This is a genomic window from Gaetbulibacter sp. M235, from assembly GCF_043876835.1.
Taxonomy (GTDB): Bacteria; Bacteroidota; Bacteroidia; order Flavobacteriales; family Flavobacteriaceae; genus Yeosuana.
Genome location: NZ_JBAWJZ010000005.1, coordinates 237,181 through 250,730 on the forward strand (window position 1 = coordinate 237,181; position 13,550 = coordinate 250,730).

Here is a 13,550-nt window from a genome sequence, read left to right on the forward strand (position 1 = left end):
AATGGCTGTAAAAAAGATAGAAATAATGGATACGACATTACGTGATGGTGAACAAACCTCAGGTGTGTCGTTTTCTGCTTCTGAAAAACTAACAATAGCTAAACTTTTACTTGAGGAATTAAAGGTTGACCGTATTGAAATAGCCTCTGCCAGAGTTTCAGAAGGTGAATTTCAAGCTGTTAAAAGTGTAACTGATTGGGCAAAAAACAACGGATATATTGATAGGATTGAAGTGTTAACTTTTGTTGACAATGGTGTTTCTATTAACTGGATGATTGAGGCTGGTGCTAGGGTTCAAAACCTATTAACAAAAGGTTCATTAAACCATTTAACCCATCAGCTTAAAAAGACTCCTGGTCAGCATTTTAAAGAGATATCAGAAACTATTTCATTGGCCAAAAGTAAAGACATTGAAACCAATGTCTATTTAGAAGATTGGAGTAATGGTATGAGGAATTCTAAAGACTATGTTTATGAGTTTTTAGAATTTTTATCTACTCAACCTGTTAAACGTATTATGCTTCCCGATACTTTAGGTGTATTAACGCCTTCTGAATCTTATGCTTTTGTTTTGGAAATTAGAACTAAGTATCCCGATTTGCATTTCGATTTTCACGCACATAACGATTACGATTTAGGTGTTTCTAATGCCATAGAAGCGCTAAAAGCTGGTGCTGATGGTTTGCATCTAACCATTAATGGAATGGGCGAACGTGCTGGTAATGCGCCCATGGCTAGTACAATTGCAGTTATAAATGATTTTATGCCTTCAATACAAATTGGGGTTAATGAAAAAGTATTATATACGGTAAGTAAGTTAGTTGAAAACTTTTCTGGAGTCATGATTCCTTCCAATAAACCAATTATTGGAGCCAATGTATTTACCCAAACAGCTGGTATTCATGCAGATGGTGATAATAAAAATAACTTGTATTTTAGCGATTTATTACCAGAGCGTTTTGGTAGAACCAGAAAATATGCTTTAGGAAAAGCTTCAGGTAAAGCCAATATTCAAAAAAACTTACAAGAATTAGGACTTCAGCTTAATGATGAGGATTTAAAAAAGGTGACTCAACGAATCATAGAATTGGGTGATAAAAAGCAAGTGGTTACTAAAGAAGATTTACCTTATATCATTTCTGATGTGTTAGATAGAACATATGAAGAAAAAGTAAAAGTAGAATCATATGTTTTAACCCATTCAAAAGGATTAAGGCCTTCAACAACTGTTGCTATTTCAATTAACGGTAAAACATTTGAAGAAAATTCACAAGGTGATGGTCAATTTGATGCGTTTATGAATGCAATCAGGACCGTATTTAAAAAGCTTAATCTAGAATTACCTAATTTGATTGACTATGCCGTTAGAATTCCTCCTGGAAGCCATTCAGATGCTTTATGTGAAACTATCATTACATGGAAAAGTTCAGAAAAGGAATTTAAAACACGTGGTTTAGATTCTGATCAAACAGTTTCTGCTATTAAGGCAACCGAAAAAATGCTCAACATTATTATTAATTAAGAATACAAAATAAAAACATGAAATTAAATATAGCACTATTAGCAGGTGACGGTATTGGACCAGAAGTTATTGATCAAGCGGTAAAAGTAAGTAATGCGATTGCGCAAAAATTCGGACATGAAATTACATGGACGCCAGCTTTAACAGGTGCAGCAGCCATTGATGCTGTTGGAGAGCCATATCCTGATGAAACCCATGAGATTTGTATGAAAGCAGATGCTGTTTTATTTGGAGCTATTGGTCATCCTAAATATGATAATGACCCAAGTGCTAAAGTGAGACCAGAACAAGGGCTTCTTAAAATGCGTAAAAAATTAGGATTGTTTGCTAATGTGAGACCAACATTTACATTTCCTTCTTTAATTGAAAACTCACCTTTAAAAAGAGAGCGCATTGAAGGTACTGATTTAGTTTTTTTAAGAGAACTAACTGGCGGTATCTATTTTGGTGAAAAGGGCAGAAGGGATGAAGGAGAAACAGCTTATGATAATTGTGTTTACACTAGAGAAGAAGTGAAAAGATTGGCAAAAAAAGGATTTGAATTAGCCATGACGCGTTCTAAAAAATTATGTTGTGTTGATAAGGCCAATGTTTTAGAAACATCACGTTTATGGAGAGAAACTGTACAAGCTATGGAAAAAGACTACCCAGAAGTAAAAGTTTCTTATGAATTTGTTGACGCAGTTGCTATGAGATTGGTTCAGTGGCCAAATAGTTATGATGTATTAATTACTGAAAATCTTTTTGGTGATATTTTAACTGATGAAGCTTCGGTTATTTCAGGTTCTATGGGATTAATGCCTTCAGCATCTGTTGGAGAGCACACATCGTTATATGAACCAATTCACGGGTCTTATCCACAAGCAACAGGTCTTGATATAGCAAATCCGTTAGCAACCGTTTTATCCGCAGCTATGATGTTTGAAGATGCATTTGGTTTAACTGAGGAAGCTAAAGCGATTCGATCTGTAGTTGATCAATCTCTTGCCGAAGGTGTTGTTACTGAAGATTTGGCAGGGAAAAATAAAGCTTATAAAACTAGCGAAGTTGGTGATTGGTTAGCCAGTCATATTTAAAAACATATGATTTTAAAAAAAAAGCGGGTTTTAATAAAACCCGCTTTTTTTATGCATTAATAAAGTTTGAACCTGTGGGCAGTTCATATACTTCCAAATCAAAATAAGGAATAGCAGCAATTAAATGATCAAATATATCTGCCATGATATATTCGTAATTTTCCCATCGCTTGTCTGTACTAAAAGCATATATTTCTAAAGGAATACCTTGTGTTGTAGGTGCTAATTGCCGAACCATTATCATCATGTTTTTATTGATGGCCGAATGTTGTTCAAGATAGGTTTGTGCATACTTTCTAAAAACACCTAAATTGGTTAGGTTTCTACCATTCAAAGGGAGCTCTTTGTTAATATTATGACTCATATTATAGCCATCAATATCATTTTGACGCTTTTCAAGGTATGAAGATATTAGTTGAATACTTTTTAATTTATCTACCTCATTTTTAGATAAATACTTCACACTATTTAATTTAATACTTAACGAACGTTTGATACGTCTACCATCAGAATTTACCATGCCACGCCAGTTCTTAAACGAGTCTGAAATCAATGCGTACGTTGGTATTGTTGTAATCGTTTTATCAAAGTTCTGAACTTTAACAGTTGCTAAATTTATTTCAATAACATCTCCGTCGGCTCCATATTTTTCAAAAGTAATCCAATCACCAATATGCACCATATTGTTAATGGATACTTGAATACTGGCTACAAAACCTAAAATAGTGTCTTTAAAGATTAAAATAATAACAGCAGAAGCAGCACCAAGACCTGTTATAAAATGTATAAAGGCAATGCCTGTAATAATAGCAATTGCCGAAAATATACCAATAACCCAAGCAAAAATCATAAATACCTGAATATAGCTATCGATGGGTTTGTCTTTTAGCTTTGGTAGGGTTTTAAAATAATCTTTTAAGGCATTTAGTACACTTCTAACAATCCAAAGGGTTAAAATAATTGAAAATACTTTTAACGACTTTTCAACAATGTTTTCACAATAATCAAAGTCGGTCAAAACTATTGGCATGAATTCCAACATAATCAATAAAGGAATTACATGCGCAATATTCCGAGGTACTTTATTGGCAATTAATAAATCATCAAAATTGGTTTCTGTTTTAGAAGCAAATTGAGTAAATATTTGAATCAATATTTTTCTAATGATAAAGTCAACTATAAAAACAATTATGAATAAAGCTATTGCTAATGCCAGCATATTAAGAAACTCAGAAACGGTTTCAGACAAACCTAACGAAACCAAATAATTGTAAAGCAAATGTTTTATGGAGTTCATATTACTTTATTGTTTTTAAATATTTTTTGTCAACATAAAAAGTTCCAAGAGGAATTATTGACGCAACTAAAACTGAGTAAAATTGCGACTTCGTCCAATTGGTTTCAGATTTATACATAAATGCGATAATAAGATATCCAATAAATAACAATCCATGAGGCATTCCCAATAATTTCACATATTTAGGTTCATGCAAAAGGTATTTAACCGGAGTTGCAATAAACAACAATAATATATACGAAATACCTTCTAAAAAGGCTACTAATCTAAAAATGTTTATAAAAGTCATCAAGCTATTTTTTTTGCAAAGTTACTAATTAGAGATTCAAAATGCATCAATCCAAATTGGAATTAAAATACATGAAATATAACAAGTCCGTAAATAAGAAATCTTACCAAACGTAACGAACCATAGAGCATAACGTTTTTAAATGGAAACGCAATAATTCCTGCAGCCATACACGAAATAGAAAAAGGTAAGGGTAATAAGGCACCAACTATAATTAAAAAACCACCCCATTTTTTTGAATTTTTAAGTTGTTTTTCCATTTTTTTCTCCAGATAGATATGAACTCTTGGGATTTTTGTGATTCCAATTCCAATCCAATAAGAACAAAGACCGCCTAAATAAGATAAAACTGCCAAAATACTTAGATAAAGCCATGGTGAATCCAATTTACCAGCCCATGCAATAAATATTTCAGGAGGAACTAATCCTAAAAGAATTTCTGAAACGAAAAAAAAGGTTAAAACACCATCAACGGGAAGTATTTCTGTAAGATGAATTAAAAATTCATTAATATTAAAAAACGTATTTAAAACAAAAACGGCTGCAATAATTATTAAAATATATGGCAATGCCTTTTTTATAGCTTGACCAACAAAAGCATAAAAACCAGTATAAAGATAATACTGGTGAAGCAAATGCAAACGCGATTTTTCGGTTTTTGATTTGGATTTATTTTTCATTGCAAATTTATTGTTTTTCAAGGTTGCAAAGATAGGTTTATAAGCCTATTTATTGGTGATATTAAATTTTTTATAAAAAATTTAATATTGCTTTAACACTTGAAAAACATTAAACTGATAATTATTTACGTATTTTTTTGAGTTTTTTAACTGACTTAAGTCATTTTTTTATTAATTTAATGGACTTAGCTTTATTTTCATAACAATTAATCCTATGACATGAAAATATTTGACGAAAAGCACATTAAAAACATTGTTTTAGTTGGGGCTCATAACAGCGGAAAAACGACATTGTCTGAAACTATGTTGTTCGAAGCAGGGCTTATTAATAGAAGAGGAACTGTAGAAGATCACAATACTGTTTCAGACTATCATAGTGTAGAACACGAACGGGGAGCTTCAGTTTACGCAACGCCAATGCATACCGAATGGCGTAATTACAAAATAAATATTATTGACACACCTGGATTTGATGATTTTATTGGTGAAATTATTTCGTCTATTCGTGTGGCAGATACTGTGGTTGTTACCATTAATGGCAGACAAGGTTTAGAAGTGGGTACAGAAATTATCTGGAATTACATAGACAAATACCACATTCCAACTTTGTTTGTAATTAATCAAATTGATCATGTTGATACTAAATTTGATATAAACTTTAAAGGTATTCAGTCTTTAGTTGGAAATAATGCTGTTATCATTCAATATCCAATTAAAATTGATGGAGCACAAGGTATTATAGATGTTCTAAAAATGAAACTTTATAAATTCGGCCCAAAAGGAGGGAAGCCTGAAAAATTAGCAATTCCAAAGGATCAAAAAGAGTTAGCTGATAGACTTCATAATGAATTGATTGAAAAAGCAGCCGAAAATGATGACGAACTTTTAGAGTTATTCTTTGAAAAAGGAACCTTAAATGAGGATGAAATGCGTAAAGGTATTAAAGCCGGAATGCTTAATCATGATTTATATCCTGTATTTTGTGTTTCTGCTCTAAATGTTATGGGGTCTGGTAGATTAATGGGATTTATTGATAATGTAGCTCCAGCAGCGGCAGATTTAAAATCTGAGCAAACCGTAGAAGGGATGGAGCTTCATCCAAAAAGTGACGGACCAACGGCGCTATTTGTTTTTAAAACACTTTTTCAAACCAATTTAGGTCAAATAACTTTTTTTAAAGTAAAATCGGGTGAAGTAAACGTAAATGACCGATTAACAAATTCGAGAACAGGAGAATCTGAAATTATCAATCAGTTATTTATAATGGATGGAAAGGAACGACAACCTGTTTCAAAACTCACTGTTGGAGATATAGGAGCAACTTTAAAACTAAAATTCACCGAAACTAATGATACTTTATATAGTGGTAAAGAACAAATCTCACTAAAACATATACAATATCCTGAACAACGTATGACTTTGGCAGTAAGTGCTTCAAGCCAAAATGATGAAGAAAAATTAAGTGAAGCTCTTAAAAAAATCCATATTCAAGATCCCACAGTAAGTTTATCATTTTCAAAAGAAACAAAAGAACTACTTATTGGTTGTCAGGGAGAATTACACTTAATAACTATAGACTGGACTTTAAAAAATATTTATCAGGTTGAAGCTAAATTTGAGAAGCCAAAAACAGCTTATAGAGAAACCATTCAAAGGTCTTCAACTGCTAATTATCGTCATAAAAAACAATCAGGAGGATCAGGTCAATTTGCACAAGTACATATTAAAATAGAGCCATGGCAAGAAGGTATGCCCGAACCAGAAGGTTTTAATATTAGAGGAAAAGAGGAAGTTGATTTAGCTTGGGGAGGAAAATTGATTTTTTATAACTGTATAGTAGGTGGTGTGATTGATACGCGATATTTGCCTTCAATAATGAAAGGGGTTTTAGAAGTTATGGAATCAGGACCACTTACAGGGTCTTATATTAGAGATATTCGTGTGATGGTGTACGATGGTAAAATGCATTCAGTAGATTCAAATGATATTTCTTTTAAAATAGCTGGTGCTCATGCGTTTAGCGAAGCATTTTTAAATGCAAATCCTAAATTGTTAGAGCCTAAAAACGAGTTGATCGTTAAGGTTCCTGAAGAAATGGTAGGTCAGGTTATGACCGATTTACAATCAAGACGTGCTGTGATTCAAGGTTTTGAAAATAATGATAATTATCAAATTTTGAATTGTCAAATACCTGCAGATGAGCTGTTTGGATACTCAACAGATTTACGATCTATCACGCAAGGTCGCGCAACATTCAGCACTCAATTTTCATCATATCAAATGGTGCCACCACATATTCAAAGTCAATTAGTAAAAAATTAATTAATATAAATAGAACCCCTATGCAAACTAAAGTATTATATCTAAGCGATTTAAAATTCAATTTAGAAACTTGGAAACGTGAATTACGTTTTCATTTTAACGAAATGGATACTTTTCAAGAAAAATTGGAAGAAATTGCAGAACGTGAATTTGGTCAGAAAGCTTTAAAGCCATTAGAAGTTTATCAGAATAGAATTATGATTGAAAAAGATGCTATTTCAAAATTGCTTCATAGAATTAGAAATAAGATGATTAATATTAATAGAGTTAACTATGAAGAAAATATTGATGGCAGATTGCATAACGAACAACATACTTTACGCGAGGATATGAAAGATTATATAAAATTGCATTACGAGTTAAAAGAAGAAATGATGGACTATTTTTTAGAATGGCTATAATTTATTTATCTTTTATTAAAAAACCATGTGCTTTTGTATATGGTTTTTTTGTTTTATATAACTATAATAGAAGAGGTTATGAAATATTCTATTTTACATAATATAAATTATAGTACAAGAAGATACAGCAATGAGCTTAATAGCGTTTTTAGGTGATATTTGACATAATTGCAGATATAAGGTCTTTAGGCTTATATTGATCGTAATTATGTCAAGCTCATTGTGGCTGGTTAAAATAAAATATAATAAATGTATTTATAATTTACTCGCTCAATCTTATTAAAAATTAAAATGCTTTTTATGGAATTACATTTCCTTCAAAATTTAGACAATGATTCTTATAAATTTTGGCAAATAGTAACACTTGACAAACTTCCAAAACTGAATTCTATCTTTAACTATACACAAGAAATGTTTGACAATATTCCGAGTGAAGAATTAGAACGATTCAAAAGCTTCTCATTTGGTACTGGAAACTAGTACTAAACCCCTAAAATATCTACGCTCCACTCACCTATTGTTTTGCCAAAATTTTATGAGGTCAAAATTCCATTAGTCATTAAAAATTTTACATTCAATTAGAATATCTTTAATTAAACTTTTGAAATTTATAAAAATATCTTCTCTTAATTTAGTGTCTAAATTTATAATATAATTACTAAAATCTTGTTTATTTAAACGTTTTACCTTTTTTAGATATAAATTTTGATCATCATTAAAACCTAATTTTTTAATGTAACTTAAAGATGTTTCTTCATGTTGTTTCCAACCTTTAGGATTTTCAATGAAAGAAGAACTTCTATGCTCAAGCCAACCTTGTTTTTCAGCATGATTAATTATATTTATTGGAAATAAAGATTCAATCTCCACTTCTATTTTACAACCTTTACTATAGAAATTGATTAATTCTTGATTATACTTTTGATTAATATTTAATATTTTAAAGCACTTCTGCTCATTTTCAGTTTGTATTCTATCAAATAAATCCTTTTTTGCTTTATTACCAGCTTCATCTGCATCTAGTAGACCAATTGACATAATATAATCACCTGTTTTATATTTCATTTTTGAAATAGCCCAAATAGCTACTTGACTTGCTACCCAATTTGCACCAGCATTTCTTTGGGATTTTATCTCAATAAGGTCTTTGTACTTAGGATAAAACAACTCTAAAGCTATATTTAAATAATTTAAATCTGTAATACCCTCAACATAAATTACTGGAATAATTTCTTTAACTTCCGTAACCATGAAGTTAGTATTATTTATGTGAGTTAATAATTGATTAAACTCAGTTTTCCATCTTTCTGAACTATAATCAAACTTTATTATTCGCCAAATTGACGAGAATTCACATTCTAAAGCATCATCGTATTGAGTAAAACCTATTATATAATTTGGAATTTTTAAAACTTTTGCCTTTCTATATAATTCTTTAAGCAATAATTCTCCTCCATTCTTTAAAATATCCTGACCTTTTCTTAAAGGCAAGAAAATATCTATAACAGCTAAATTATAAGTATCTTCATTTTGAAAGAGAGAAATTGCGTTAGAAATATTTTCAGCTGTTTCAATGATAGCTTCTGGTTGATTCTCATGAATTAACTTTGTTAGCTCAGAAATTTTATCAATACTGTCATCAACTATTAATATCCTCATATTAATTCAGTCAAATAATTATTCAATTTTTCCTTCCAGCTATCTTCTCTAGACGAATAATAAACTACACCTTTATAAAAATTTTCAAATTCCTTTTTACACATTTCATCAATTTCATTAAGATCCATAAAAGATTGGCCAACACCAAAATCTCTAAACATTGTAATAAGGATAGTAGGCAAAAACATTTCTTTTCTTTTCATTTCACTTAATATTTTATGACCTCCTAATTGTTCGAAGTTATTTAGTGAATTGTTAGGAGAACCTTCTCTTGTAGGTAAACTCATATCAAGAAATACAATGTCATATTCATTTGTAAAAAGTTCTCTTAATCCTGATGTAAAAGATTCCCTTATAGATAAGTTTATATCTTTATAATTCTCTTCTAAAAATGATTTAATATCTTCAATCTTAGTTTTATTGTCCTCAATAAATAAAATTCTATTCATTACCTATGCCTTTTATATTATGTGTAATTTCCAACAAAAACTGTAATTTAGTTCCTTCCAATTTAAAACTTAAATCACTATCAAGTGATTTAACATCATATTTCAAAATTCTTTTTATTTTCTGAAATCCACTTCCTCCTTCTTTATTAACTGTACTTAATTCAGTATTCCAGTTATTAACTAAAGTTTCTAATTTATCATTTAATTTATCATTTAATTTATCATTTTGAATATCGTTACTTAAATTATTCGAAATTTTAACAATTAGTTTTGAAATTGGTAGTTCATTTTCTTCAATTTTATTAAATAGAACAAGTGTTTTAACATCAATAATAATATTTAAATCTTCAATTGACAGACCTGAATGTTTTATTGCGTTCTCAATTAAAATTTTAAAAATATCTATATAATAGAAACCTGCTTCAAAAAAGTGTTCAGAATCAACTATAACCTCTGGTTTAATATCATTGACATTTAAATTAATTGATTCTATTGCAGTTTGTATAATTGTTTGTATATCAAGAATTGAATTATCTAAATTATTTGAAATTTTGAACCATTCAGAAATATTATACAATTCATTTTGAATCAAAGTCTTTGTATTATAAATGTTTTGATTTATTTCAGAATTCACTTCATCTTTTAAATATAAATCTTTCGCAATTATATCTTCCAAATTCTGTAATGCGTCCTGAAAATGTTCGTTTAAGCTTCTTTGAAACTCACCAGTTATACCTTTCAATAATGTTTCAGTATGTGCTCGTAAAAAATCAAAAGTATAATTTAGAAATTCATCATAATTATTTATGCTATCAGTAACTTCCTTATAAATTATCCATAGAATTTCATCGGTAAATCTATAATTAAATAAACCAAGATTTTTTTGAGTATGCCTATTAGACTGAATTTGTATATAGTCATTAATAATACTTAATATATATTCATCAATGGTTTTTGAAAAGTTCTTCAAAGCTTTTTGAAGTTTATCAATAATTGGTAAAGGATATGATTTTTCATTACAAAGATTTTCCCAATATGAGATATTGTTATACTCATTGTCTTTATTTTTTGTAGCAATAAGGTTTTTATTAATAAAAACAGACCTTAATTGATTTTCTAAAACGCCATGTCTAATTCGAGTACTTAAATCACCATCTAAACCATGTTCTTTACTAAATAGGAAATAATCAACAATTTCAAAAAATAATGATTTAAATGAAACAAAAGAAGCTTGTTGAAGCTTTGATGTGTCTTTCTTTAATTCCGATAAATATGAAATTACAAGTTCAGAAGTATCTAATAAACTCATCTCGTTTAAATCCGAAAAATCTTTAAACTTGATAAACCTATTAAAACTATTTTCTAAATTATACTCTTTATCTTCTTTTATCCTCGTGAAATTTAAATTAATTTTACCATCATTAACCGTTTCAATGATTTCTTTTATTTTTAATTTTTGAGTTAATGTCGCAATTTCTTCAAAATAACTATCACTATTTTCTTTATCTAAGACTGCTAAAACTCTTAATATCTTCTTTCTTTCTTCAATTACTCCTGCATCACTATCAAAAATGAGATAAAAATTATTTAACACATCAATCGTGCATACATTTTTAAATAGAAAAATAAGTTTTTCAGTATCTTCAAATTCAATATGATTAATCTCTGATGGCTTGCTTAAAGAAATACTATCTAAATAAACTTCGAGAGAGGTGTATTTATAATAACTATTCGCATCTTCAAAATAAAAGTATATAGGTAAATCAATAGAAATGTTATCAATTTTATAATTTTGATCAATTATGTAATTCAAAAGAGAAGATTTCTTTAGCCTTTCAACAAAATATTTGTTTTTAAAATATGCATCAACAAAGACTGTCATAGCCTCTGCGACTTTATTTTCAATTAAATAAGCACTATATAAATAAAGAATTACTTCCTCACTAGAAAAATTATTCAGAACTGAATTTTTATAAAACTCAATTATTGAATTCATACTTTCCTCTTGATGATTATAATAATTTGCTCTTAATTTATATAACTCTAGTTTGTTATTTGGCAAATCATCTTTTTTAATTTTTTCAAAATTATTTATTGAAATCGCATGATTAATCTTCAAACTGATGTGTTTGTCAAGAAGTGACTCCTGGAATTTTATATTATTATCTGCATTGTTTAAAATTATTAATGAAGGGTTTGAGTATAATGAATAAATATAAGTGCTTCTATTAATAATATTTTTTGTAGACTCAATACCAGTTAAATTAGACACTAATGACAAGACTTGTTTGAAAAAACTAATTTTTGGAAAGCACAAATAAAATTTCAAAAGGTTTTCTCTGGATGTATAATATTCATCATCCCTTATAAATACAGAAAATAAATTTTCTAATACAAAATCTATGGTTGAAGAAATATTGGTTTTTTCAAAAGACTTGTTTAATTCTATTAGCGATTTAATATATATTTCATATAATTCTATTGAACTAGGATGATCTTGGATTAAATTTTTAGATAATTTTAAACTACTTTCATAATCTCCTATAGAGTAAATATCAAATAAATCAATGATTTTCTCATTAAAAGAATCAAGTTCAATATATCCACAAAACTCTCTAATTCTATCTAACCGATAATCATTTATTCCATAAGAATCAAGTTCATTTAAAGCATTTTTAACTAGTTCTTTATGGTCTTTTATATTAGCTAATTCAAAAAGGATATCAATAAGTAGTAAATATTTATCAATTATTGAAGATAAATTCTCAGCATATAGAAAATAAGAATATTCAGAATAATCATTTATGTAAAAGTATGCTAATTTAAAAAGAATGTACTCCAGGTCATTCCTCTCCATTCCTTTAAGGATATTTTCAAGTTCTCTTTTGTACTGTAATAATGTAGTGTCCTTCTCGGTTTTTTTACTAAAATATCCACTAAAAAATAATGAGTAGCGGATTTCAATTTGACTATTAATTTCTTTTAAGAATGACCAGTTACTTTCTGTTCCTTTTAATTTCTCTTCAATTGAAAACAAGTTTTCTATTGCCCAAAATGAATAGCAAACTTTTTCATTAATTTCATTAATTAATTCTTTAGCCTTTTCGTATTCATCAAATAATATTAGTCTCTCAAATTCTTTTTCATAGTCTAAAAAAACATTTATTTCATTTGTGAAATTTTTCAAACTATTGATATACCATGCTAATTCACCTTCAAGATTTCCAGTATTTCCTAATTGCTTTGTGTTTCTTAATTCTCTAAAATTTACAGGTTTAGATTTGTCGTGATATAATACTCTTTTTGTTATTGGATGTGAAAGAGCTTGCTTTATTTTTTTTGAAGCATTTTCATAATCCAAAAGCTTTATGTTCAAAAGCGTAGAATAAACATTCTTCGATCTAAATAATTCTTGAACAATTTTTGATTTTCTCATTAATATCTGATAATTCTTATGAAGCCCTAATATAGTTATATCAAACTTTGTTTTAAAAAAATATAGTTGATTTATTATTCATTCCACACACATTCTACTACTCTCCTACGTCATCTCGACTCTGCTCGATGCAGGCTCGCATAAAAAGTGTTTATTCACAAGGTTAATATTGTTTTAGAGGAGTTCATGAATGCTTCGCATTTTATTAACATTGTAGAGAAAGTTTTTAGAAGAAAAAAATAAAGAAAATGATGTATTAAACTTTCACTTTTAACCAAATCGACTTTTTAGGAGATTAATGAACGCCTTTATTTAAATAAAATTTCGTGAGCAAAGCTCAAGTTACTCTTCGTTTATGCTCAGGATAAACTCCACGCGGTACATTATAGTAAAAAATATTTCTCATGGATTAACACAAG

Annotated in this window: 11 protein-coding genes; 5 read left to right on the forward strand and 6 right to left on the reverse strand. The window is 28.9% G+C overall.

From position 1 onward, the window contains the following. The first annotated feature begins 1 nt into the window (after position 1). Both V8G69_RS10345 and leuB read left to right on the forward strand, forming a co-directional pair. Positions 2 to 1,522, forward strand: coding sequence for an alpha-isopropylmalate synthase regulatory domain-containing protein (locus V8G69_RS10345; protein ID WP_394881825.1), 1,521 nt, complete (start codon positions 2 to 4; stop codon positions 1,520 to 1,522). 17 nt (positions 1,523 to 1,539) lie between these two features. Beyond that, the gene (gene leuB / locus V8G69_RS10350) at positions 1,540 to 2,598 is read left to right on the forward strand and encodes a 3-isopropylmalate dehydrogenase (RefSeq protein ID WP_394881826.1); all 1,059 of its coding nucleotides are present in this window, start codon (positions 1,540 to 1,542) and stop codon (positions 2,596 to 2,598) included. 49 nt (positions 2,599 to 2,647) lie between these two features. Here the strand turns inward: leuB and V8G69_RS10355 are convergent, their stop codons facing one another. The 3 genes from V8G69_RS10355 to V8G69_RS10365 form a co-directional block, all read right to left on the reverse strand. After that, a complete protein-coding gene (locus V8G69_RS10355; protein ID WP_394881827.1) occupies positions 2,648 to 3,895 on the reverse strand; it encodes a mechanosensitive ion channel family protein in 1,248 nt (415 codons plus the stop codon). A gap of 1 nt (position 3,896) precedes the next feature. Then, complete coding sequence (locus V8G69_RS10360; protein ID WP_394881829.1) at positions 3,897 to 4,184, reverse strand: DUF3817 domain-containing protein; 288 nt, start codon at positions 4,182 to 4,184, stop codon at positions 3,897 to 3,899. A gap of 62 nt (positions 4,185 to 4,246) precedes the next feature. Further along, a complete protein-coding gene (locus V8G69_RS10365; RefSeq protein WP_394881831.1) occupies positions 4,247 to 4,864 on the reverse strand; it encodes a YqaA family protein in 618 nt (205 codons plus the stop codon). A 219-nt stretch (positions 4,865 to 5,083) separates the two neighbouring features. Between V8G69_RS10365 and V8G69_RS10370 the strand changes: the two genes are divergently transcribed. From V8G69_RS10370 to V8G69_RS10380, 3 genes are all read left to right on the forward strand, one after another. Beyond that, positions 5,084 to 7,186 carry an elongation factor G gene (locus V8G69_RS10370; RefSeq protein WP_394881833.1) on the forward strand — a complete coding sequence of 701 codons (2,103 nt, stop codon included), beginning with the start codon at positions 5,084 to 5,086 and terminating at the stop codon, positions 7,184 to 7,186. Positions 7,187 to 7,206: 20 nt separating this feature from the next. Then, positions 7,207 to 7,587: a hypothetical protein gene (locus V8G69_RS10375; protein WP_394881835.1), complete on the forward strand. Its 381-nt coding sequence runs from the start codon at positions 7,207 to 7,209 to the stop codon at positions 7,585 to 7,587. Positions 7,588 to 7,887: 300 nt separating this feature from the next. Beyond that, entirely contained in the window at positions 7,888 to 8,067 is a 180-nt protein-coding gene (locus V8G69_RS10380; protein WP_394881837.1) for a hypothetical protein, read from the forward strand. Between the two features lie 72 nt (positions 8,068 to 8,139). Here V8G69_RS10380 and V8G69_RS10385 read toward each other — a convergent pair whose 3' ends face one another. The 3 genes from V8G69_RS10385 to V8G69_RS10395 are packed head-to-tail and all read right to left on the reverse strand — an operon-like array spanning position 8,140 to position 13,131. Then, on the reverse strand, positions 8,140 to 9,246 hold the full coding sequence (locus tag V8G69_RS10385) for a response regulator transcription factor (RefSeq protein ID WP_394881839.1): 1,107 nt from the start codon (positions 9,244 to 9,246) through the stop codon (positions 8,140 to 8,142). After that, positions 9,243 to 9,695, reverse strand: coding sequence for a hypothetical protein (locus tag V8G69_RS10390; RefSeq protein ID WP_394881840.1), 453 nt, complete (start codon positions 9,693 to 9,695; stop codon positions 9,243 to 9,245). Before V8G69_RS10390 ends, V8G69_RS10385 begins: the two co-directional genes overlap by 4 nt. After that, complete coding sequence (locus V8G69_RS10395; protein ID WP_394881843.1) at positions 9,688 to 13,131, reverse strand: hypothetical protein; 3,444 nt, start codon at positions 13,129 to 13,131, stop codon at positions 9,688 to 9,690. Before V8G69_RS10395 ends, V8G69_RS10390 begins: the two co-directional genes overlap by 8 nt. Positions 13,132 to 13,550: the final 419 nt, after the last annotated feature.